Genomic DNA, 21,205 nt, shown 5'->3' with positions numbered 1-21,205 from the left:
TTCCCGGCGGCGCCGGGCCCGGCGCCGCCTACGCGGGGTCCGTCTGCGGGTCCGGATCCGACGCCCTGCGCCGGGCCCCGGCCGTGGCCGTCTGGGCCATGCCCGGCAGGAAGTCCGCGAACAGCTCGTGCACTTCCCGCACCAGCGGCCGCAGCACGCGGAAGCGGGCCAGCACGATGCCCCGCGTCGTCAGCTGCGCGCCGCGCTCGGCGAGCCGCCGCGTCTTCTCGCTGTTCGGCGAGCGGTCGAAGACCCAGTACAGGACCAGGCCCATCTGCGAGAGCCACATCAGCTCCGGCAGCACGTCCTCCAGTTCGGCCGGGACCTTCGTCTTCGCACCCGCCAGCACCTCGCGGTGGATGTCGATCGCGGCTTTGCGCGCCGGTTCGGATTCCGGCGAGAACGGGCTGAGCGGACTCTCGGGGTCCGCCGCGTTCTTGAAGAACTGCGAAGCGAACTCGTGGTACGGCGCGGCGATGTCCATCCAGCTCGTCAGCACGCCCGCGAGCCGCTTCTGCAGATCGGTCTCGCTGTCCAGGATGGGCCGGACCGCCGCCTGGTGGGCGGCGCCGATCCGGTCGTAGAACCCCTGGACCAGGTGCTCCTTCGACTCGAAGTAGTAGTAGGCGTTGCCGACCGAGACGCCGGCCTCCTTCGCGATACCCCGCATCGTCGTCTTGTCGAAGCCGCGCTCCTGGAAGAGGCGGAGCGCGGTTTCGAGGATGAGCGTGCGGGTCTGCTCGCTCTTGGGAGCCTTCTGATCAGTCACGGTGTATGAGCCTATCGGGGGACGGGGCACTGGTCGTCACAGGCCGGTCCCTCGGCGCCCTCGGGGTGACCCTCGGTACGCACGGCCTGCCGCCAGGCGGAGGCCGTGTACATGGCCGCCCGGGCGAAGGGCCGGCCGGCCGGGGTGGCCAGCCAGTTCGCCTTCGGCCGGTGCTCGACCAGCGCCCACAGGCACACGATGAAGGCATCGGTGCCGGTCCACACCTGCCCCGAGTCCCCGACGACGGTGATCTCCCGCAGCGTCGAGGCGTGATCGAGCCGGGGAAACCGCCGGTGCGCCTCCCACGAAGCGGCGGGAACGAGGGCGAGCGGGACCAGCCACCGCTGCGCGAGCAGCCAGTGCCGGATGTGCACGCAGAGCGGGCATTCGGCGTCGTAGAGGACGGTCAGGTTCCGCACGGGCGCGGCGGCGGTCGTCACGGCTCAGGCCCCGACCGGTGCGGTCCACGCCTGCGGGGGGACGGGCGGAGTCTGCTGGCGCTCCATGATCCCGCGGCGGCGCATCTTGTTCAGCACCCACACGTTGCCGAGGTGCATGACACCGAGGACCAGCAGGACGACGCCGAGCTTGACCGAGAGCGCCTCGAAGAGGGCGCGGAAGGTCTGGATCTCCTCGCTCGACCGGAGGTAGAGGGTCACGAAGCCGATGTTCACGAGGTAGAACCCGACCACGAGGAGCTGGTTGACGGCGTCCGCGAGCTTCTCGTTCCCGTGCAGGACGTCACCGATGAAGACGCGGCCGTTGCGGCTGAGCGTGCGGGCCACCCAGATGGTGAGGGCGATGCTGATGAGCAGGTAGATGACGTACGTGACTACGGTGAGGTCCATGGTCCCCAGCCCCTTTGAACGTGTTCAAACTGCTGACGGGGATGACTGTAGGCTTCTTTTTGAACAAGTTCAAGCGATGTTCAGCGGGTGCTCCGGAAGCGGTTCGCGATCAAGGAGACCGAGAGCATCGCGGTGATGACGCCGACGGCCAGGGTGAGCGTGCCGGCCGTGCCGCCGCCCATGGCCCAGCCGTTGCCGAGCAGGAGGGCGGTACCGCCGACGCGGGAGAGCAGGGCGTACCGGCGGTCGCCGGCGCGGCCGAAATGGCGGCCCAGGACGTAGCAGGCGGCGATCAGCGAGAGGAAGGTGGCCGACCCCGCGGCGAAGTGGGCGTAGCTGTGCCAGGTGAGGGTGGCCGGCTGCCCGTAGGGGGTACCCGTGGGGAAGCCGTCGGCCGGGTCCATGACGAACACCCCCGCGGCGATCATGCCGAGGCCGGCGATGCACACCAGGCGCGGCGCCCAGGTGCCTCCGGGCGCGCCGTGCAGGGCCCGGCGCAGGCCCGTGGCTCCCACGGCGAGCAGGGCTCCGACGATCAGGAAGTTGGTGATCTGCAGCCACCCCAGGGATCCGTTGCTCAGGGCGCTCAGCGGGTGGCGGGTGATGTCGAAGCCCTCGCGGAGGGCTGCCTGGGGCAGGGCGACGGCCGCCCACAGGGGGGTCGCCGCGACCCCGCAGGCGAGCAGGGAGCGGGTGGCGGTCCGGGCGTGGGACCGGGTCGCGGGGGCGGAGGTGGAGGTGGAGGTGGTCATGGCGGGCGCCTCTCGGGTCGGTCGTATCCGGTTCTCGCCCCCACGTCGATCCGGCGATGTGACAGGGAACGGCGGCCGTTCCCTGTCACATCGCCTCGTTCGACGTGTTCCCGCGAGCACCGCACGACCGAGAAGAGGACCCCATGCGCTACCTGATGACGACCCGGCCTTCCGACACCGCCCCCGACGAGAACCTCTATGCCGAGATGGGCAGGTTCATCGAGGAACTGTCGGCGGCCGGTGTCCTGCTGGCCACCGGCGGCCTGGAGCCGGGCGGTGTCCTGGTGACGTCGCTCGGGGACGAGATCACCGTGACGGACGGGCCGTTCGCCGAGGCCAAGGAGGCCGTGGCCGGGTTCGCCCTGATCGAGGTCCGCTCCCAGGAGGAGGCGATCGAGCTGGCCCGCCGCTTCCGCAGGATCGTCGGTGACGGCGAGAGCGTGGTCCAGCAGGTCTTCGGCCCCTGACCCGCCGGCGCTGCCGCGTCCCGTGTCCGGCCCCGGCTTGCGTGCGAGCCGGGGCCGGTGTTGTGATCGTGCCCGTGCCGGACACCCATCGCACGATCGACGCCGTCTGGAAGCTGGAGTCCGCGAAGATCATCGCCGGGCTCACGCGGCTGGTCCACGATGTCGGCCTCGCCGAGGAACTGGCCCAGGACGCGCTCGTCGCCGCACTCGAACAGTGGCCCGTCTCGGGAATCCCCGACAACCCCGGCGCCTGGCTGACGACCACGGCCAAGCGGCGGGCGATCGACCACATCCGGCGCGACCGGCGGCTGACCCACAAGCAGGAACAACTCGCCCACGAGCTGGAACAGCAGCGGGAACCCCAACAGGACGACGTCCTGCGGCTGATGCTGATCTCCTGCCACCCCGTACTGCCGACCGAGGCCAGGGCCGCACTGACGCTCCGGCTGCTCGGCGGTCTGACCGCCGAGGAGATCGCCCGCGCCTTCCTCGTCACCGGGGCCGCGATCGCCCGGCGCATCGCCGCGGCCAAGCGGACGCTGGCCGAGCAGCGCGTGCCTTTCGACCTGCCGGACGAAACCGAGCTGGCCGGACGCCTCTCGTCCGTCCTGGAGGTCATCTACCTGATCTTCAACGAGGGTTACTCGGCGACCTCGGGCGACGATCTGATGCGGCCCGGGCTCTGCCTCGAAGCCCTGCGGCTGGGCCGGCTGCTCGCGGAGCTGGCGCCGCAGGAGGCCGAGGTGCACGCACTCGTGGCCCTGATGGAGATCCAGGCCTCCCGCTCGGCCGCCCGCACCGGCCCGTCGGGCGAGCCCGTACAGCTGCACGAGCAGAACCGCGGGCGCTGGGACCAGTTGCTCATCCGCCGCGGGTTCACCGCGATGCTGCGCGCCCGGCAGGCCGGCGGAACGTCACCCGGCCCGTACCTCCTGCAGGCGGCCATAGCCGTGTGCCATGCGCAGGCCACCACCGCCGAGGACACCGACTGGGCCCGGATAGCCGGCCTGTACGGGGCCCTGGCCCAGCTGCTGCCGACGCCGGTCGTCCAGCTCAACCGGGCCGTGTCGCTCGGGATGGCGTACGGCCCCCAGGCGGGCCTGGACCTGGTCGACTCCCTGACCGCCGATCCCGCACTGCGCGACTACCACCTCCTGCCGAGCGTCAGGGGAGACCTGCTGGCCCGCCTCGGCCGCCACCGGGAAGCACGGCTGGAGTTCCACCGGGCGGCCGCCCTCACCAGGAACGCCGCCGAGCGCGCCTTTCTGGAGCGGCGCGCGGACGCGATCGCCGGCACGGACCCGGCCGGTCCCGCGCTCGGGGAGGCCGCCCGCGATTTCCTCGCCCGCGGCGAGCTGGACGCGGCGACGGTCCGCTCCTACGGACAGACCCTCCGGCGGCTGCGCCTGACCCTCGGCGACCGGCAACCGCTGGCCTCCCTGACGGCCGACCAGGTGGCGGGCGTCTTCGCGGCGGCCTGGGGCGGGGCGGCGGCCAGGACCTGGAACCGGCACCGCTCGGCCGTGCGCTCCTTCGGTTCCTGGGCCGGCCTGGGCGACCTCGCGGCAGGGCTGGAGCGGCGCGCGGAGACCGGCTCCCGGGCGCCGGCGCTGGGCCCCGCCCAGCTCGACGCGCTCTGGAGCCGCCCGGACCTGCCGTTGCGCGAACGGACGCTGTGGCGGCTCCTGTACGAGTCGGGGGCCGGGGTGAAGGCGGTCCTCTCGCTGAACGTCGAGGACCTGGACCTGGCGGACCGCCGGGCTCCGGCCGGCGGTCCGGGTCGCCGCGCCTGGGTGAGCTGGCGCTCGGGGACCGCCCGTCTCCTGCCCGGGCTGCTGGCCGGCCGGACCCGGGGCCCGGTGTTCCTCTCCGACCGGCGGCCCGGTCCGGGCCGGACGCCCGCACCGGCCGACCTCTGCCCCGAGACGGGACGGCGCCGCCTCTCCTACGAGCGGGCCGAGCACCTCTTCAAGGAGGCCACCAGATCCCTGGATCCGGCGGCCGGCGGCTACACGCTGGGCCGGCTGAGGCCCGGCCCGGCGGAGCGCGTGCCTCAGATGCTCAGCGACCGCGCGTAGTTGAGCTGGGACATCACCCACTGGTAGGTGTACGCGTCCACCGCCGGGATCATCGTGGAGTGGTGGCGGCCGCCGCTGGCGACCGTGACCTGGATGTAGCCGGTGGTGGTCTTCTGCTTCATCAGCAGGAAGAGCAGGCCCAGAAGGCAGAAGAGGAAGAAGATGATCGCGAGCACGATCGCGTGCGGCGGGATCTTCTCCTCGGTGCGCGAGAAGTCCGTCGCGTTCCACATCGCGCCCCTGAGCGGCATGTTGCCCGACGGGGTGATGATCTGGTCCCCGGCGATGGTGATGTCACCGAGGGACAGGCCGGCTCCGCCGACCGGGACGGCGGCGTTGTAGGCAGGGGCCGGGATGCCGGCGCCGCCGATGGTCGGCTGGTAGGCCGGCGGTGCCGGGTAGGGCTGCGGGTAGCCGTAACTGGCCTCGCCGGGACCCCACTTGTAGTCGCCCTGGCCGGGGGTGGCGGGCGTGCCGGGCTGACCGCCCTGGCCTGCGGGGTCGCTCGTGTACGGATTCGGCTGCTGCTCGCTCATGCAGTCGATCCTTCCACAGGGACTCGCGCCCTGTACCCCCGGTCCCGCAACCCAGGTCAGAGCGCCGCGCCGACCAGAGCCGTGACGTGCCCCCGCATCAACTCACGGTCCCTGCTTGCCGGAAGGAGCGAGTAGACGACCGTGCGGCGCCTGCCCTCGGTGGCGAACACCCCGCTCGTGGAGCGGCCCATGGAGCCGGTCTTGCCCCAGACGACGGTGCCGTTTGGGCGTCGTTGTGCTGCGTTGCCGGCACGGGGTATCGGGCGGGCAAGAGCCCAGTGCCGAACTCCTCGATCGCGCCATGGTCGGCTGGGAGCGCTTCACGGGCGCGGACGAGGAGCAGCCGGATGTCTGAGGTGTATGAGTATGTACCGCACCGCCTGCTGCGCAAGCGGGTGCGTGACATCGCGTCAGGCGCTGAGGGCGAGTTGATGGCTGTCATCAACGAGAACGTGTCGAGGTCGGCGGTCGGGGAGCGCTGGGCGGAGCTGGCCTACGTCCGGCTCTCGTCCGGCCGTGAGATCACGACCGCCGTCGACAACATCGAGTCGGCGTGAGCGAGCTCCGCCGCCAGGTCCTGTACGTCGTCACCCTGGCCCTCATACTCGCCGTGATCCATACTCGGCGGCTGAACTGGGCCGCGTGATGACGACAGCAGGGAGCGGTACCCCAGTATGAGCGCCAAGCCCCACGCCCGGATCCATCACCTGAACCTCTACCGTCGCTATTTCGAACTTGTCGCCGCCGGACAGAAGACGATCGAGGTCAGGGTGAAGTATCCGCATCTCGCAGACCTTGCCACAGGAGACCGGATCGACTTTCGGATCAAGGGCACCGACGACGTGTGTCACGTCGAGGTACTGCGAGTGACCGAGTACGACGGATTCGAGGCACTGCTGGACGGCGAGGGCCCGGAGCAGGTCAACCCCACCTCCGGCCGAGAACAGCAGCTCGCCAACATCCGGGCTATCTATGGGGCTGAGAAAGAGGCGCTGGGGGCCCTGGCCATCGAGATCAGGGTGACCTGATTTCGGCAGGGGCGACATCCCGCGACAAGCGTCTCGACGATTGGCCTGGGATTGTCCCCGCCGGCCGGGGCTACTCCCCGACCGAAGCCGTCCGATACGACGAAGGCCCCACCCCACGGACAAGATCCGGGGGGTGGGGCCTCGACGGCCACCGGCCTCAGTCGAGACCGACGGACGGAGTCCGGCGCAGCGCCTCGAAGCCGGGGAGGCCCGCCAGGGCCGAGCCGTGCGAGAGGCGCGTCGAGAAGGTTAGAAGCGGCGCGTGATCAGCGCACGCTTGACTTCCTGGATCGCCTTCGTGACCTCGATGCCACGCGGGCAGGCGTCGGTGCAGTTGAAGGTCGTGCGGCAGCGCCACACGCCGTCCTTGTCGTTCAGGATCTCCAGCCGCTGCTCGCCGGCCTCGTCACGCGAGTCGAAGATGAAGCGGTGCGCGTTGACGATCGCCGCCGGGCCGAAGTACTGGCCGTCGTTCCAGAACACCGGGCACGACGACGTGCACGCGGCGCACAGGATGCACTTGGTGGTGTCGTCGAAGCGCTCGCGGTCCTCGGCGGACTGCAGACGCTCGCGCGTCGGCTCGTTGCCCTTGGTGACCAGGAACGGCATGACGTCGCGGTACGCCTGGAAGAAGGGCTCCATGTCGACGACAAGGTCCTTCATCACCGTGAGGCCCTTGATGGCCTCGACGGTGATCGGCTTCTCCGGGTTGATGTCCTTGATCAGCGTCTTGCAGGCGAGCCTGTTCTTGCCGTTGATCCGCATCGCGTCGGAGCCGCAGATGCCGTGCGCGCACGAGCGACGGAAGGTCAGCGTGCCGTCGAGGTCCCACTTGATCTTGTGGAGACCGTCGAGCACGCGCTCCTTCGGGTCGATCTCGATCTGGAAGTCCTGCCAGGTCGACTCCTCGGAGATCTCCGGGTTGAAGCGGCGGATCCGGAAGGTGACCGTGATGAACGGCGAGGCGGCGGCCGCCGCCTCCATCTTGTCCAGGGTGGGGGTGGCCATCAGTACTTACGCTCCATCGGCTGGTAGCGGGTGACGACGACGGGCTTGTAGTCCAGCCGGACGGAGTCCTTGCCGTCGTCGCCGACCTCGCGGTACGCCATGGTGTGGCGCATGAAGTTGACGTCGTCGCGGTTCGGGTAGTCCTCGCGGTAGTGACCGCCGCGGGACTCCTTGCGCGCCAGCGCGGACACGGCCATGACCTCGGCCAGGTCGAGCAGGTTGCCCAGCTCGATGGCCTCCAGCAGGTCCGTGTTGAAGCGCTTGCCCTTGTCCTGGACGGACACGTTCTTGTAGCGCTCGCGCAGCTCCGCGATCTTCTCGACCGCGGTCTTGATGGTCTGCTCCGTACGGAACACCATCACGCACGCGTCCATCGTCTCCTGGAGCTCCAGACGCAGGTCGGCGACCCGCTCGTTGCCCGTGGAGTTGCGCAGGTGCTCGACGAGGTCGACGACCTGCTGCGCCGGGTTCTCCGGGAGCTCGACGTAGTCGTTCTCCTGGGAGTACCTGGCGGCGGCGATGCCGGAGCGCTTGCCGAAGACGTTGATGTCCAGCAGCGAGTTGGTGCCCAGGCGGTTCGCGCCGTGCACCGACACGCACGCGACCTCGCCGGCCGCGTACAGGCCCGGGACGACGGTGGTGTTGTCGCTGAGGACCTCACCCTCGACGTTGGTCGGGATGCCGCCCATGGCGTAGTGCGCGGTGGGCTGGATCGGGATCGGGTCCGTGTACGGCTCGATGCCCAGGTACGTGCGCGCGAACTCGGTGATGTCCGGGAGCTTCGCGTCGAGCTGCTCCGGCGGCAGGTGCGTCAGGTCCAGGTACACGTGGTCACCGGCCGGACCGCAGCCGCGGCCCTCACGGATCTCGGTGTAGATGGAGCGCGAGACGACGTCACGGGACGCGAGGTCCTTCATGACCGGCGCGTACTTCTCCATGAAGCGCTCGCCGTCCTTGTTGCGGAGGATGCCGCCCTCACCGCGGGCGCCCTCCGTCAGCAGGATGCCCATGCGCCAGATGCCCGTTGGGTGGAACTGGAAGAACTCCATGTCCTCCAGCGGCAGGCCGCGGCGGTAGCAGGCCGCCTGGCCGTCACCCGTGAGGGTGTGCGCGTTGGAGGTCACCTTGAAGAACTTGCCGGTGCCGCCGGAGGCGTAGATGACGGCCTTGGCCTGGAACACGTGGATCTCGCCGGTGGCGAGCTCGTACGCGACCACACCGGCCGACTTCTTGACGCCGTCCTCCTCGACCAGGAGCTGGTCCAGGACGTAGAACTCGTTGAAGAACTCCACGCCCTCCTTGACGCAGTTCTGGTACAGCGTCTGGAGGATCATGTGACCGGTGCGGTCCGCGGCGTAGCAGGACCGGCGGACCGGGGCCTCGCCGTGGTTGCGCGAGTGACCGCCGAAGCGGCGCTGGTCGATGGTGCCGTCCGGGGTGCGGTTGAACGGCAGGCCCATCTTCTCCAGGTCGAGGACCGCGTCGATGGCCTCCTTCGCCAGGATCTCGGCGGCGTCCTGGTCGACCAGGTAGTCACCGCCCTTGACCGTGTCGAAGGTGTGCCACTCCCAGTTGTCCTCTTCCACGTTGGCCAGCGCGGCGGCCATGCCGCCCTGCGCGGCGCCCGTGTGGGAGCGGGTCGGGTAGAGCTTCGTCAGCACGGCGGTGCGGCTGCGCTTCGTCGACTCGATGGCGGCGCGCATGCCCGCGCCGCCCGCGCCGACGATGACGGTGTCGTACTTGTGGATCTTCATTGGTTTCGCCTCAACCCCGTTGCCTAGCGGATGTTCGGGTCGAAGGTGAAGATCACCAGCGTGCCCAGAAGGATGGTGAACACCGTGGCGGTGTAGAGCAGGCCCTTCAGCCACAGCCGCGTGTTGGCACGCTCCGCGTAGTCGTTGATGACGGTACGCAGACCGTTGGCGCCGTGCAGCATGGCCAGCCACAGCATCAGCAGGTCCCAGACCTGCCAGAACGGGGACGCCCAGCGGCCGGCCACGAAGGCGAAGCCGATCTTGGACACGCCGCCGTCCAGCACCAGCTGGATCAGCAGGTGGCCGATGACCAGGACGACGAGCACGATGCCCGAGAGGCGCATGAAGAGCCACGCGACCATCTCGAAGTTGCCGCGGGTCGAGCGCGGGGTCCTGCCGGTCCGCTTGCGCGGGGCCTCGATGTACGGCGCCGGGTTGTCGACGTCGTAGAGGGACACACCCTCGACGTCACCGACGCCCTTTTCGAAAGAAGTGTCAGAAGACATGCGTGTCACTTCCCGAACAGTTCAAGGTAGGCGTGGCCCAGGACGGGGTACAGAGCCCCGCCCATCAGCACGATCCAGACGACCACGACGGACCAGAGCATCTGCTTCTGGTAGCGCGGGCCCTTGGACCAGAAGTCCACGGCGATGACACGGAGACCGTTGAGCGCGTGGAACAGGATGGCGGCGACGAGGCCGTACTCCAGCAGCGCGACGATCGGAGTCTTGTAGGTAGCCACGACATCGTCGTACGCCTCGGGGGAGACGCGGACGAGAGCGGTGTCGAGGACGTGTACGAACAGGAAGAAGAAAATGAGGACGCCGGTGACTCGATGAGCCACCCAGGACCACATTCCTTCCCGGCCGCGGTACAACGTTCCAGCCGGCACGGAAAACCCTCCGGAAGCGGGGCGGGGGCCAGCCGGCTTCTTTGTCGGTCGGGCCCGGCCGGGTACGGTCCTCCGGCCCCGGACATCGTAGCGACGCTTTGTCGGTTCCCTTGCGCGGGGGCCATCGGTGTGATCAAACAGGCACGTACGGGCTATCCCACAGGGGCGAATAGCCCGATTTCCGTGGCAGTCAGCCCATCCGGCGAGGTCAGCCAGCGTGTCAGATCCCGGAGCCGGGACTGTGCGACACGGCGCAGCTCGTCCGCGGAGATCGAGCGCTCCTCGTCGACCTCGTGGCCCATCCTCCGGCGGATCGCGCCCAGCAGCTGGTCGGCCTGCTCCTCCGGAGGGTGTCCGTCGAGGCAGATCACGAAGGCGTGGCCGAACTTCCGTTCGTACTCCGCATGGGCCGCGTCGAGGGCCAGCAGCGCTGCGTACGGAGCCCCGTGGTCCAGCTCCGCCGAGCATTCTGCGGCCAGCGCCTCGGTCAGATCGCCCTGCGAGAGGTCGTACGAGGCCTCGTCGGCGGCGGCGATCAGGGCCCCGGAATCCGGGTAGGGGCGGTGCGCGGCCACCCGGTGCGCCCAGCGCCGGCTTCCGCAGCAGTGCAGCAGGACGGCCCGGGCGGCTTCGGGGGACAGGGCGTTGAAACGGGCCAGTCCGAAGCCGTGGGAAGGGGCGGGACCTCCCCCGGATCCGGTCCGGGAGGTGCGCCCTGGGGCCTGTGCCGGAAGGTGGCTGGACAGCAGGGGGCTCCTCGGGGCGCGGCGGGGGTGTACCGCCACGCTATCGACGCAGGGCAGGGTGTGTCGTACCGATTCGGGGATTTCACCCGGAAGTGAGCCGAAAGGATGACGTGAGCGCCATGGGCAGGCAGGGTGAGGGCCCCGGGGAGGGGAGGGCGACCGAGGCCGCCACCCCCCACAGGAGAGGCCCCGGCCGCCATCCGTCACGGGCTCGTGCGACAAGCCCGTACCCATGTCAGCGCCTCGGGTGCGTTTTGTGTCACACCTCGCTCCGCACAGGATTGGTTGCGCGTTGTATCACTCGTGGACGAGAGGTGCTTGAAAGCCGTAACGTGCTGATTTGCGCCACACGTACAGGACAGTGAACGGGTTGGGGACTTTGCTGGGGGACGACGCGGAGCTGACCGCCGCGGTGCTCGCGGCACAGGACGGCGACGAGAACGCGTTCCGTGCTGTGTACCGCGCCGTGCACCCACGGCTGCTCGGGTACGTACGCACGCTCGTCGGGGACGGCGACGCCGAGGACGTGACCTCGGAGGCCTGGCTGCAGATCGCCCGCGACCTCGACTCCTTCACCGGAGACGCCGACCGCTTCCGCGGCTGGGCGGCCCGTATCGCCCGCAACCGCGCCCTCGACCACATCCGCATGCGCGGCCGCCGCCCCGCCATCGGCGGCGACGACACCGAGCTGACGAGCTGGGCCGCCGAGTGCGACACCGCGGGCGCGGCCATGGAGTCCCTCTCCACCGGGCGGACCATGGCGCTCATCGCGCAGCTTCCGCAGGACCAGGCCGAGGCCGTCGTCCTGCGCGTCGTGGTCGGGCTGGACGCCAAGAGCGCGGCCGAGACCCTGGGCAAGCGGCCCGGCGCCGTACGCACCGCGGCCCACCGGGGCCTGAAGAAGCTGGCCGAGCTGCTCGGCCCGGAGGGCGGCTTCGAGCCGGACCCGGACACCGGCGCGGATCCGGGCCCGGCGGTCGGCCATAATGCCCGTGGCCAGGCATGGGGCGGCGGGGGCGGGAGGGATCTCGACGCCGTACCCGCGCAGCGTGGCCGGAGCGGGGGCTTCGCAGAGCAAACCGGTGTGACGGATTCACGTTGGCGGACGCAGAAGGACATGTGATGGCCGACGAGCGCAACAGGTGGCTGGACGAAGCCACGGCGGAAAAACTGCTGCGCGGCGAACCGGTGGAACCTGTGGGGCCGGCCGCCGATCAGCGTGCCCGCCACGAGGCCGCCCGGCTGCGTGCCGCCCTGGACGCCCTGGGTGGCGTGAACGGGTCGCTGCCCGCGGGTACGGAACTGCCCGGTGAAGCCGCGGCGGTGGCCGCCTTCCGTACGGCGCGCGGTGGCGCGCGCACTTCCGCGGCGCCTCCGGTGGCGGCCGCTTCCGCCGAACCCCTGATCGACCTCGGCCGCGTCATACCCGCGCCCGCCCCCCGGCGCCGCCGGGCCGTGAGCTTCGGTCTGGCGGCGGCCCTGGCCAGCGTCGCCGTCGGCGGACTGGCCGCCGCGGCGGGCGCCGGGCTGCTGGAGCGGTCCCGGCACGACAGCGCGGGACCCGGTCCGGCGATGTCCGTGAGCGCCGGCGAGGACCCGGCCCCGGGCGTCGGCAGCGGAGCTCCGAGCGCCGGTCCGAAGCCGACGCCCACCCCGCTGCCGAGTGGCTCGAATACGACGGCCGCCACGGGTACGGCGCAGCCGCCGGGTACGGACGGGCGTGCCGCGACACCCGGGACCGGCGCGGGCGCCGGAACTTCCTCGGGCTCGTCGGCGACGGCCGGCTCGGGCAAGGACCTCCTGGGCGGCACGGGAGCCACGGGCGGCATCGGCGGCAAGGACGGCGACCGGGACACCTTCGGTGGCGGCGACTCGGGTGGCAAGGACCGTGACCGCGACGGCGAGACCCGTCTCAAGGTCGCCGACCTCTGCACGGAGTTCAAGGCGGGCCGGCTCGACGAGGCCCGCCGTGAGCGGCTCTCGCGCCTGGCCAACGGCCTCACCCGGATCCCGGACTACTGCAAGTCGGTGCTCGACGACGAGGGCTCCGCCGGCGGCAAGCGCAGCGACACCCAGCTGGGCGGGACGCTCAGGGCACCGACCCTGACGCCGACGGTTCCACGGGGTTCGGTCGACCTGCGCACCGGCCGCTGACACATGTGCTGACCTGCCTGTAACACTTTTCGAACCGGCGGCGCAGTACATATCGAGCCGACTGGTCATCGGCCGCGCATGAGCCGGGGTTCCCCCCGTACCCCTGGGCTCTGCGCAACCGGCGCGGGCGGGGCACGTTCCCCCGGCCCTGCCCGCGCCCATTACTTCGGACCTCCAGGGGTGCCGTGCCGATCAGGCCGGGCCCGCGGGGCCTGCCCGACCGACAAGACACCCCCTGGTCCCGGGCACGAGGCATCGCGGGACCGGACACCGGTCCCGCCCCGGCCCCGGCGGCATCACCAGTAGACGACGACCTTGTCGCCGACCTGCACCTGGTCGAACAGCGCCGACAGCTTGCCCTTGTCCCGGACGTTCACGCAGCCGTGCGAGGCCCCGCCGTAGCCGCGGGCCGCGAAGTCGGCCGAGTAGTGCACCGCCTGGCCGCCGCTGAAGAACATCGCGTACGGCATCGGCGTGTGGTAGATCGTCGACGTCCACTCCTTGGCCTTCCAGCCCACGTTGAACACGCCCTCACGGGTCGGGGTGTTCTCGGAGCCGAAGCGCACGTCCATCGTCGAGACGACCTTGCCGTCGATCATCCAGGCGAGGGTGCGGCTCTCCTTGCTGATGCACATGACGCGGCCCTGCATGCAGCGCGGGTCCGGGGCGTCGACCTCGTTGACGGTCGAGGGACGCAGCTCGTCGGCGGTGGGCTTCTTGCTGGCGCCCTCGATCTTCTTCCAGGTGGCCTCGTCGACCGAGCCGGTCGCGTTCAGGCCGTGCTTCGACTGGAAGGACTTGACCGCGGCGGTCGTCTTGGAGCCGTAGAAGCCGGTCGGCGCGACCGACATCAGCTTGAGCTGGCGCAGCCGGGCCTGGAGCTCGCGCACCTGCTCGTTCTCGTCGCCGTTGGCCATGATCTGCTTCACCGAGGGCGAAGGGGAGGCCGAGGGGGAGGCCGACGCGGAAGCGGAGGCGGAGGCGGACGGCGACGCCGAGGCCTCGCCGGGCTTGTTGTCGGTGGAGGGGGAGGCTTCGGGGGAGGTGCCCGCCGTGGGCGATGACGAAACCGAGGAGGCGGAGGCGACGGGCTCCGTCTTCTGCGGTCCGCAGGCGGTCGCGGCGAGTGCGACGGCGGTTGCCACCCCGATCGTGCGGATTATGACTCTCTGGCGCTGCATTGCAGTCCCCCCGGTCTCTATGTCGTGTATCTAGGTGATGCTCCGCGTGCGTGGACAGTTGCACTCGGCTCCGGGATGTTGCGCCATTGTGACCGGCAGCCGTCCGCAGCCTTACGGGGCGATGCGCGGCTGGGGGCACCCCAGCGGCGGCTCGGGGGAGGTTCCACCGGTCCCGGGCCCGCTTGCTCCATGGAGGACTGCGTCACATGGCACACACCGAGAGCGGAATCCCCATCGAACCCGTCTACGGGCCCGGCGACCTGACGGGGTGGGACCCGGCAGCCGAGCTCGGGCAGCCGGGTGACTTCCCCTACACAAGGGGGATTTATCCGACGATGTACACCGGTCGGCCGTGGACGATGCGGCAGTACGCCGGCTTCGGCACCGCCGCCGAGTCCAACGCCCGCTACCGGCAGCTCATCGAGGGCGGCGGCACCGGGCTGTCCGTCGCCTTCGACCTGCCGACCCAGATGGGACACGACTCCGACGCCCCCCTCGCCCAGGGCGAGGTCGGCAAGGTCGGCGTCGCCGTCGACTCGCTCGACGACATGCGGACGCTGTTCGACGGGATCCCCCTCGACCGGGTCTCCACCTCGATGACGATCAACGCGCCCGCCGCGCTGCTCCTGCTGCTCTACCAGCTGGTGGCGGAGGAACAGGGCATCCCGGGCACGCAGCTGACGGGGACGGTCCAGAACGACGTACTGAAGGAGTACATCGCGCGTGGGACGTACATCTTCCCGCCCGGCCCCTCGCTGCGGCTGACGGCCGACACCTTCCGCTACTGCCGGGTCGAGATGCCCCGGTGGAACACCATCTCCATCTCCGGCTACCACATGGCCGAAGCCGGCGCCTCGCCCGCGCAGGAGGTGGCCTTCACCCTCGCCGACGGCATCGCCTACGTCCGTACCGCCCTGGCGGCCGGGATGGCGGTCGACGAATTCGCGCCCCGGCTCTCCTTCTTCTTCGTCGCCCGCACCACCCTGCTGGAGGAGGTCGCGAAGTTCCGCGCGGCCCGGCGGATCTGGGCCCGCGTCATGCGGGAGGAGTTCGGGGCCCGGGACCCGAAGTCGCTGATGCTGCGCTTCCACACCCAGACCGCCGGGGTCCAGCTCACCGCGCAGCAGCCGGAACTCAATCTCGTACGGGTGGCCGTGCAGGCCCTGGCCGCCGTCCTCGGCGGCACGCAGTCGCTGCACACCAACTCCTTCGACGAGGCGATCGCGCTCCCGACCGAAAAGTCCGCCCGCCTCGCGCTGCGCACCCAGCAGGTCCTCGCGCACGAGACGGACGTGCCGCACACCGTGGACCCCTTCGCCGGGTCGTACGCGGTGGAGCGGATGACGGACGAACTGGAGGCGGCGGCGCTCGCGCTGATGAACCGGATCGAGGACCAGGGCGGGGCGGTGGCCGCGATCGAGGCCGGGTTCCAGAAGGCCGAGATCGAGCGGAACGCCTACCGCATCGCGCAGGAGACCGAGAACGGGGAGCGGGTGGTGGTCGGGGTCAACCGCTTCGCGCTGGAGCGCGAGGAACCGTACGAGCCGCTGCGCGTGGACCCGGCGATCGAGGCACGGCAGTGCGCGGCACTGGCCCGGCTGCGGGCGGAGCGCGACGGGGCGGCGGTGACGGCGGCGCTCGCGGCCCTGAAGGAGACGGCGGCGGGGACGGCCAACGTGCTGTACCCGATGAAGGCGGCGCTGCGCGTCCGGGCCACGGTGGGGGAGGTGTGCGGGGCGCTGCGGGAGGTGTGGGGGACGTACGAGCCCACCGGTTCCACCTGGTGAAACAGACTGGCGCGACAGGTGCAACCTTGTGGGACACTCCTGCGCATGCTGGGTGTGACAGATCTTCCGACTTATCTCGCCGGCCTGGTGCTGATCATTCTGCTGCCGGGGCCGAACTCCCTCTACGTGCTCTCCGTGGCCGCCCGCCGCGGGGTGCGCACCGGGTACAAGGCCGCCGCCGGGGTGTTCACCGGCGACGCCGTGCTCATGCTGCTGACCGCCGTGGGCGCCGGGGCGCTGCTGCGGGCGAGCCCGCTGGTGTTCACCGTGGTGAAGTTCCTCGGAGCCGGCTACCTGGCGTGGCTGGCCGTGGGGATGATGCGGGGCGCCTGGGCGCTGTGGCGCACGCGCGCGGAGCGGGCCGAGGCGGAGGCCGCGGTCCCCGCAGACCCGGCCGAGAACGAGCGGCCCTATCGGCGGGCGCTGCTGATCAGCCTCCTCAACCCGAAGGCCATCCTCTTCCTGATGTCCTTCTTCGTGCAGTTCGTGGACCCGTCGTACGCCTACCCGGCGCTGTCCTTCCTGCTCCTGGGCGGTCTGCTGCAGACCGGCAGCTTCCTGTACCTGACGATGCTGATCTTCGGCGGGACCCGCCTCTCGGCGGCCTTCCGGCGCCGCAAGCGGCTGTCGGCCGGGGCCACCTCGGCGGCGGGCGTGCTCTTCCTCGGCTTCGCGGCCAAGCTCGCCGTCAGCTGAGCACCCGGCGCACCCACCCCATCCGCCGCACGGCCCGGCGCACCGCCCGGCTGCGCGGCAGGAACGACAGCTGGGCCGGGATGCCGCCCGGCAGGCCCAGGGTGGTCAGCCGGCGGCGCGTGAAGTACCGCCAGGTGCGCGGGGTCAGCCGCTTGGCCAGGTAGGCCTCGGCCGCCGGGCGCCGCGCGGCCAGGATCTGCGGCTGCATGGTGAACCCGACGGCGGCGAGCAGCGCGGCCGGTTCCGCCCGGACCTGCTCGGGGGTCGGGGGCGTCCAGGTGCGGACCGCCTCGGCGTCGGCGAGGTCCGGAAGCAGGGCGTCCACCAGGGCCAGCGGGACACGGTTGCTGTTCGGGTACGGGGTCAGGGCGGCCAGCACCGCGTCGGTGCCGGTGCGGGCCACCGGGAGCCCGTACAGCGTGGCGGCGGTCAGCAGCCCGGTGGAGAAGCAGCCCACGACCAGCGCGGGGCGCAGCCGCTGGTAGAGGGTCTCGGCCAGGACCGGGGCGGCGATCACGGTCAGCCGGGCGCCCAGCCGCTCGGCCTCCTCCTCGGCCCGGCGCCAGTACGCGGCCGGAGCGCCGGGGTGCGGTTTGAAGACCAGCTCCCGGTGGCCCAGGGCGTACGCGCCCCGGACCATCGACACGTGCAGCTCCTCCTCCTCGGCCAGGGTCATCAGGTCGAGCGCGGAGAGGTACTGGCCCAGCAGGAGGGCCGGGGGACCGGCGGGCTCGGCCGCCCCGTCCGGGGTGGCCTCGGCGAGCTCCGCGAGGACCTTCAGGAACGGCTCCGTCGGCACCAGTTCCACCCGCACCCCGAACTCCGACAGCAGCAGGGGCTCCAGCCCGGGCACCAGGTCCAGGTGGAGCACCCGCCGTACCCGCATCCCGAGCTGCGGGTCGAGGCGGAAGCGGGTGGGCCCGTAGCTCATGAGCCCGTCGGCGTAGACGTCGACGGCCGCGCCCGGGAAGAGCCGGCACAGGCTCTGGGCCGGCGGGACCTGGAGGGACTCCACGATCAGCTCGACCCGGTCCTCGCCCAGGTTCCACAGCGTGCGCAGCTGCCGCTCCCAGATCGGGACGTCCTCCGCGCGCGGAGCCCAGGTGCTCGGGTGCTGCGGCTCGATGACGCGGTTCCAGTCGAGGACCTCGTCGAAGCGGGGGCGCAGGGCGGCGAAGCCCGGCATGTCCGTGAGCCCCGGGGTGACCTCGGCGGTGACGGCGTGGTTGCTGGTCAGCAGGATGCGGCGGCCGGCGGGCGGGAAGGAGCCCGCGTCGATGCCCGCCGCGAGCGTGGCCGCACCGTAGAGGGTGGAGGCCAGGAAGATCTGGGTGGGCATCAGGCACTCGCTCCCGAGGGGGCGGCCCGGCGGCCGGTGCGCAGGCGGCGCAGCACGGTGGAGCGTTCGACGTCCATCGAGTCCAGGGCCTGGTCCAGTACGCCCTGCGGCATGCGGCCGAGCGCGGCCGCGCTCATGAGGCGGAGTTTCTTGGCCACGTCCGGCTCGAACCTTTCGATGGACCCGAAATGGTGGGCGATAATTGCACAATAGGTTCGGACGGCTTTCGGGAGCAGCCGATCGGATTCCCGGTCGGCGATGACCTCCGCGAGCACTTGATCGAATGCACGGATGAAATCGAGCTGTCGTTCGTCCCCCGTCTGCGTCAACGAGGTGGAAATCCCGCGCCGGTAGAAGATGCCGGGAAGCCCGACCGCGGCGAACGACTCCGCCTCCCGGTGCAGCCGCCAGATCCACGGCCGGTCCTCCGCGGTCCGCAGCCCGTCGGTGAAGTGCAGCACCCCGCGGTCCAGCAGCCGCCGGTGGTACATCCCGGCCCAGGCGTACGGATAGTCCACCGAGGTGGCCCGGTCGGCGGGCAGGATCGCGCTGCGCGGCGCGGCGACCACCGACTGCGGGCCGAAGGGGACGCGCTGCACGCTCCGCGACCGGCCCGTGCACCGCACATGGTCGGTACGGACGAAATCGCAGCCCAGGGCCTCTATGGCGGCCAGGGTCCGGGCCAGGTGGCCGGGCGCCAGCCAGTCGTCCCCGTCCAGGAAGGTCAGGTACTCGCCGCGGGCCGCGTCCAGACCGGTGTTGCGCGCGGTGGCCAGGCCCCCGTTGCGCTCGTGTCTGAGGTGCACCGCCCCCGGCAGCTCGCGCGCCGCCCGTTCCAGCAGGCCGGGCGTCCCGTCCGTCGAACAGTCGTCGACGAGCAGGAACTCGAAATCCTCCCGGGCGTTGAGTTCGAGACTCTTCAGGGCGTCCGGTGCGTATGTCTGCACGTTGTAGAACGGCACGACAACAGAGAGCTTGGGCACCTGCGAGACATTAGGGCGCCGCCCGTCATTCACTGTGGCCCGGATGCGGATTCCATGTGAACGGCGCGGGGCGGGCGAGTTAACCCGTGCGCTTTCGCATTTAGTCGACGCGTTGTTAACCCGCTGTTGTGCAGTCGTTGGGCCGATCACCGAATTTGCGGAATAGCTTCTGCCGCGTGCCAGAACGCAAACGCGTCGCCGTACTCGCCGATTCCGATACGCGATGGAAATGGGGCGCACTCACCGCCCGCCGTCTCGTGCCCGACCACCAGCTCACCGGATTCCTGCTGCGCGGCCGGGCCACGCCCACCGCACGCCAGCTCGGCGAGGTGGGGGTGCGCGCCGACCGGCTGTCCGAGGTGACCTGCGCCGAGTTCCTCGCCGAGATCGAACGCGAGCACTACGACGTGGTCGTCCTCGCGCTCGTCGGCGGAGCCGTCCAGGCCGTCCTGCACGGGGCCCGCGCCCTGTGGCCCGCCCCGGCCCGGCGCCCCGTATTCGTCACCGGCTACGTGGGCGTCGTATACGAGAAGCTCGCCGACGGGCTGCTGCTGCGCCACGGCGCCGACCTCGTCCTCGCCAACTCCCGCCACGACGCGCAGCGCTTCCGCGCCGTGTACGAGGGCGTCGGCGCGGACGCCGCCGCCGTCACCGAGACCGCGCTGCCCTTCCTGGGCGGGGCACCGTACGAGCCGGCCGGGAGCCGGGCCCACACGGTGGTCTTCGCGGTCCAGCCCTCCGTGCCCGACAGCCGCGCCGACCGCGCCTACCTGCTGGAACGGGCCGCCGGACACGCCCGGCTGCACCCCGACCGGGAAGTGCTGATCAAGCTGCGCAGCAAGCCCGGGGAGCACACCACTCATCTGGAGGAGCAGCCGTACCAGCGGCTCGCGGAGCGGCTCCCCGGCGGACTGCCCGCCAACTGCCGCCTGGTGTACGGGAACATGGGCGAGGTCCTGGACGGCGCCGATCTGCTGGTCACCGTCTCCTCCACGGCCGCCCTGGAATCCCTGCACCGGTCCATCCCTACGGCGATCCTCACCGACCTCGGCATCCGCGAGGCCCTCGGCAACCATCACTTCCTCGGTTCCGGCTGCCTGGCCTCCTGGGACCAGATCGACTCCGGCCTCCTCCCGACCGGGAATCCGGTCTGGCTGGCGGCGCAGGGCGTCCTGCCCGCACCGGACGCCGTGCCCGCACCGGACGCCGTGCCCGCACCGGACGCCGTGCCCGCGCCGGGCACGGACCCCGCGCCGGGCCCTGACGCCTACGCCGTCGCCCGGGCCAAGGTCGCCGGACTGCTCGCCGCGGCCCGGCTGCCCTCGCCCGCCCCGTACTACACGCGCACCACCGCCCCCGGATACCTCCCCGGGATCCTCGCCCGCCACCACCTCGCGCCCGACGGCACCCCGCTGCCCGGCGCGGTGCGCCCGGCCGCGGGGGAGTCCCGGCTGCGCCGCAGGCTCCGCGCCCACCTGCGCGAGGCCGCCCGCGGGGCCTACCGGCACGGCGTGCAGCGCGTGGCCCCGGTGATCCGCAGGCTGGGGGAGCTGTGAGGGTCCTCGCCGTCATCCCGGCCCGCGGCGGCTCCAAGGGAGTCCCGGGCAAGAACCTCGCCGAGGTCGCCGGCACCCCGCTCGTCGCCCGCGCGGTCCTGGCCTGCCGGGCCGCGCCGACCGTCACCGACGTGGTGGTCTCCACCGACTCCGAGGCGATCGCCGCCGCCGCCCGCGCCGCCGGAGCCGACGTCATCGCCCGCCCCACCGCGATCTCCGGCGACACCGCGAGCAGCGAGGCCGCCGTCCTGCACGCGCTCGCCGCCTTCGAGGAACTGCACTCCCTCGCCGTGGACGTGGTCCTCCTCGTCCAGTGCACCAGCCCCTTCCTCGCCACCTCCGACGTCGAGTCGGTCGCCGTGGCCGTCGCCTCCGGGTCGGCCGACTCGGCCCTGACCGTGGCCCCGTTCCACGGGTTCCTCTGGCGGGAGGGGGCCGACGGCTCAGCGGCCGGAGTCAACCACGACGCGGCGTACCGCCCCCGGCGCCAGGACCGGCCGCAGGACCTGCTGGAGACGGGCGCCGCCTACGCCATGGACGCCGCCGGCTTCCGCACCGCCCGGCACCGGTTCTTCGGCCGCACCCTTCCCGTCGCCACCGACCCCGCGCGGGTCCTGGAGATCGACGACCC

At 71.3% G+C, this 21,205-nt stretch carries 23 protein-coding genes and 2 pseudogenes; 11 read left to right on the top strand and 14 right to left on the bottom strand.

Annotated elements, in window-relative coordinates; all coding sequences use genetic code 11:
- Positions 1-28: 28 nt before the first annotated feature.
- From ACZ4YL_RS17680 to ACZ4YL_RS17665, 4 genes are all read right to left on the bottom strand, one after another.
- On the bottom strand, positions 29-769 hold the full coding sequence (locus ACZ4YL_RS17680; protein ID WP_390799196.1) for a TetR/AcrR family transcriptional regulator: 741 nt from the start codon (positions 767-769) through the stop codon (positions 29-31).
- Between the two features lie 11 nt (positions 770-780).
- The gene (locus ACZ4YL_RS17675; protein ID WP_468117418.1) at positions 781-1,209 is read right to left on the bottom strand and encodes a thiol-disulfide oxidoreductase DCC family protein; all 429 of its coding nucleotides are present in this window, start codon (positions 1,207-1,209) and stop codon (positions 781-783) included.
- A gap of 3 nt (positions 1,210-1,212) precedes the next feature.
- Complete coding sequence (locus ACZ4YL_RS17670) at positions 1,213-1,617, bottom strand: hypothetical protein (protein ID WP_468117416.1); 405 nt, start codon at positions 1,615-1,617, stop codon at positions 1,213-1,215.
- An 80-nt stretch (positions 1,618-1,697) separates the two neighbouring features.
- Positions 1,698-2,369: a DUF998 domain-containing protein gene (locus ACZ4YL_RS17665; RefSeq protein ID WP_468117414.1), complete on the bottom strand. Its 672-nt coding sequence runs from the start codon at positions 2,367-2,369 to the stop codon at positions 1,698-1,700.
- 143 nt (positions 2,370-2,512) lie between these two features.
- Here ACZ4YL_RS17665 and ACZ4YL_RS17660 point away from each other — a divergent pair, with 143 nt between their 5' ends.
- The 3 genes and pseudogenes from ACZ4YL_RS17660 to ACZ4YL_RS17650 all read left to right on the top strand — a co-directional run bounded on the left by ACZ4YL_RS17660 (position 2,513) and on the right by ACZ4YL_RS17650 (position 4,914).
- Complete coding sequence (locus ACZ4YL_RS17660) at positions 2,513-2,836, top strand: YciI family protein (protein ID WP_327736996.1); 324 nt, start codon at positions 2,513-2,515, stop codon at positions 2,834-2,836.
- A gap of 62 nt (positions 2,837-2,898) precedes the next feature.
- Positions 2,899-4,125: pseudogene (locus ACZ4YL_RS17655) on the top strand (RNA polymerase sigma factor); the annotation flags it as partial.
- Positions 4,102-4,914 carry a site-specific integrase gene (locus tag ACZ4YL_RS17650; RefSeq protein ID WP_468117735.1) on the top strand — a complete coding sequence of 271 codons (813 nt, stop codon included), beginning with the start codon at positions 4,102-4,104 and terminating at the stop codon, positions 4,912-4,914. The pseudogene ACZ4YL_RS17655 and the gene ACZ4YL_RS17650, both read left to right, overlap by 24 nt.
- Here ACZ4YL_RS17650 and ACZ4YL_RS17645 read toward each other — a convergent pair.
- Together ACZ4YL_RS17645 and ACZ4YL_RS17640 are read right to left on the bottom strand one after the other, a co-directional pair.
- Positions 4,890-5,450: a hypothetical protein gene (locus ACZ4YL_RS17645; protein ID WP_468117412.1), complete on the bottom strand. Its 561-nt coding sequence runs from the start codon at positions 5,448-5,450 to the stop codon at positions 4,890-4,892. The two genes, ACZ4YL_RS17650 and ACZ4YL_RS17645, sit on opposite strands and share 25 nt — an antisense overlap.
- Positions 5,451-5,506: 56 nt before the next feature.
- Complete coding sequence (locus ACZ4YL_RS17640) at positions 5,507-5,641, bottom strand: hypothetical protein (protein WP_468117410.1); 135 nt, start codon at positions 5,639-5,641, stop codon at positions 5,507-5,509.
- 156 nt (positions 5,642-5,797) lie between these two features.
- Here ACZ4YL_RS17640 and ACZ4YL_RS17635 point away from each other — a divergent pair, with 156 nt between their 5' ends.
- Together ACZ4YL_RS17635 and ACZ4YL_RS17630 are read left to right on the top strand one after the other, a co-directional pair.
- Entirely contained in the window at positions 5,798-6,007 is a 210-nt protein-coding gene (locus ACZ4YL_RS17635; RefSeq protein WP_468117408.1) for a hypothetical protein, read from the top strand.
- A gap of 117 nt (positions 6,008-6,124) precedes the next feature.
- Positions 6,125-6,478, top strand: coding sequence for an ASCH domain-containing protein (locus tag ACZ4YL_RS17630; RefSeq protein ID WP_468117406.1), 354 nt, complete (start codon positions 6,125-6,127; stop codon positions 6,476-6,478).
- Between the two features lie 249 nt (positions 6,479-6,727).
- Here ACZ4YL_RS17630 and ACZ4YL_RS17625 read toward each other — a convergent pair whose 3' ends face one another.
- From ACZ4YL_RS17625 to ACZ4YL_RS17605, 5 genes are all read right to left on the bottom strand, one after another.
- Entirely contained in the window at positions 6,728-7,486 is a 759-nt protein-coding gene (locus ACZ4YL_RS17625) for a succinate dehydrogenase iron-sulfur subunit (protein ID WP_468117404.1), read from the bottom strand.
- Entirely contained in the window at positions 7,486-9,240 is a 1,755-nt protein-coding gene (sdhA, locus tag ACZ4YL_RS17620) for a succinate dehydrogenase flavoprotein subunit (RefSeq protein WP_109784025.1), read from the bottom strand. Before sdhA ends, ACZ4YL_RS17625 begins: the two co-directional genes overlap by 1 nt.
- 23 nt (positions 9,241-9,263) lie before the next feature.
- The gene (locus ACZ4YL_RS17615) at positions 9,264-9,746 is read right to left on the bottom strand and encodes a succinate dehydrogenase hydrophobic membrane anchor subunit (RefSeq protein ID WP_351154706.1); all 483 of its coding nucleotides are present in this window, start codon (positions 9,744-9,746) and stop codon (positions 9,264-9,266) included.
- 5 nt (positions 9,747-9,751) lie between these two features.
- Positions 9,752-10,132 carry a succinate dehydrogenase, cytochrome b556 subunit gene (sdhC, locus tag ACZ4YL_RS17610; RefSeq protein WP_468117402.1) on the bottom strand — a complete coding sequence of 127 codons (381 nt, stop codon included), beginning with the start codon at positions 10,130-10,132 and terminating at the stop codon, positions 9,752-9,754.
- 152 nt (positions 10,133-10,284) lie between these two features.
- Positions 10,285-10,917: a 2-oxo-4-hydroxy-4-carboxy-5-ureidoimidazoline decarboxylase gene (locus ACZ4YL_RS17605; RefSeq protein WP_468117400.1), complete on the bottom strand. Its 633-nt coding sequence runs from the start codon at positions 10,915-10,917 to the stop codon at positions 10,285-10,287.
- Positions 10,918-11,257: 340 nt separating this feature from the next.
- On the opposite strand from ACZ4YL_RS17605, the gene ACZ4YL_RS17600 reads away from it, so the two are divergent.
- Both ACZ4YL_RS17600 and ACZ4YL_RS17595 read left to right on the top strand, forming a co-directional pair.
- Positions 11,258-12,001 (top strand): RNA polymerase sigma factor, encoded by a 744-nt coding sequence (locus ACZ4YL_RS17600; RefSeq protein ID WP_468117733.1) that lies wholly within the window; start codon positions 11,258-11,260, stop codon positions 11,999-12,001.
- A complete protein-coding gene (locus tag ACZ4YL_RS17595; protein ID WP_468117398.1) occupies positions 12,001-13,032 on the top strand; it encodes a hypothetical protein in 1,032 nt (343 codons plus the stop codon). Before ACZ4YL_RS17600 ends, ACZ4YL_RS17595 begins: the two co-directional genes overlap by 1 nt.
- A 296-nt stretch (positions 13,033-13,328) precedes the next feature.
- Here ACZ4YL_RS17595 and ACZ4YL_RS17590 read toward each other — a convergent pair whose 3' ends face one another.
- Positions 13,329-14,213, bottom strand: coding sequence for a L,D-transpeptidase family protein (locus ACZ4YL_RS17590; RefSeq protein WP_468117396.1), 885 nt, complete (start codon positions 14,211-14,213; stop codon positions 13,329-13,331).
- A gap of 206 nt (positions 14,214-14,419) precedes the next feature.
- On the opposite strand from ACZ4YL_RS17590, the gene ACZ4YL_RS17585 reads away from it, so the two are divergent.
- Together ACZ4YL_RS17585 and leuE are read left to right on the top strand one after the other, a co-directional pair.
- Positions 14,420-16,000, top strand: a complete 1,581-nt coding sequence (locus ACZ4YL_RS17585; RefSeq protein WP_468117395.1) for an acyl-CoA mutase large subunit family protein — start codon at positions 14,420-14,422, stop codon at positions 15,998-16,000.
- A 45-nt stretch (positions 16,001-16,045) separates the two neighbouring features.
- Positions 16,046-16,696 carry a leucine efflux protein LeuE gene (leuE, locus tag ACZ4YL_RS17580; RefSeq protein WP_189733146.1) on the top strand — a complete coding sequence of 217 codons (651 nt, stop codon included), beginning with the start codon at positions 16,046-16,048 and terminating at the stop codon, positions 16,694-16,696.
- Here the strand turns inward: leuE and ACZ4YL_RS17575 are convergent.
- Complete coding sequence (locus tag ACZ4YL_RS17575; protein ID WP_468117394.1) at positions 16,689-18,035, bottom strand: polysialyltransferase family glycosyltransferase; 1,347 nt, start codon at positions 18,033-18,035, stop codon at positions 16,689-16,691. The two genes, leuE and ACZ4YL_RS17575, sit on opposite strands and share 8 nt — an antisense overlap.
- A complete protein-coding gene (locus ACZ4YL_RS17570) occupies positions 18,035-19,018 on the bottom strand; it encodes a glycosyltransferase family 2 protein (RefSeq protein ID WP_468117392.1) in 984 nt (327 codons plus the stop codon). Before ACZ4YL_RS17570 ends, ACZ4YL_RS17575 begins: the two co-directional genes overlap by 1 nt.
- Before the next feature lie 176 nt (positions 19,019-19,194).
- On the opposite strand from ACZ4YL_RS17570, the gene ACZ4YL_RS17565 reads away from it, so the two are divergent.
- Positions 19,195-20,574, top strand: coding sequence for a DUF6716 putative glycosyltransferase (locus tag ACZ4YL_RS17565; protein WP_468117390.1), 1,380 nt, complete (start codon positions 19,195-19,197; stop codon positions 20,572-20,574).
- Positions 20,571-20,942: pseudogene (locus ACZ4YL_RS17560) on the top strand (acylneuraminate cytidylyltransferase family protein); the annotation flags it as partial. The gene ACZ4YL_RS17565 and the pseudogene ACZ4YL_RS17560, both read left to right, overlap by 4 nt.
- Positions 20,943-21,205 lie beyond the last annotated feature (263 nt).

It is taken from the genome of Streptomyces sp. NPDC030021, assembly GCF_055574035.1.
Note: the sequence above shows the minus strand (reverse complement) of the source record. Positions and strands in the feature narration are given on the sequence as shown.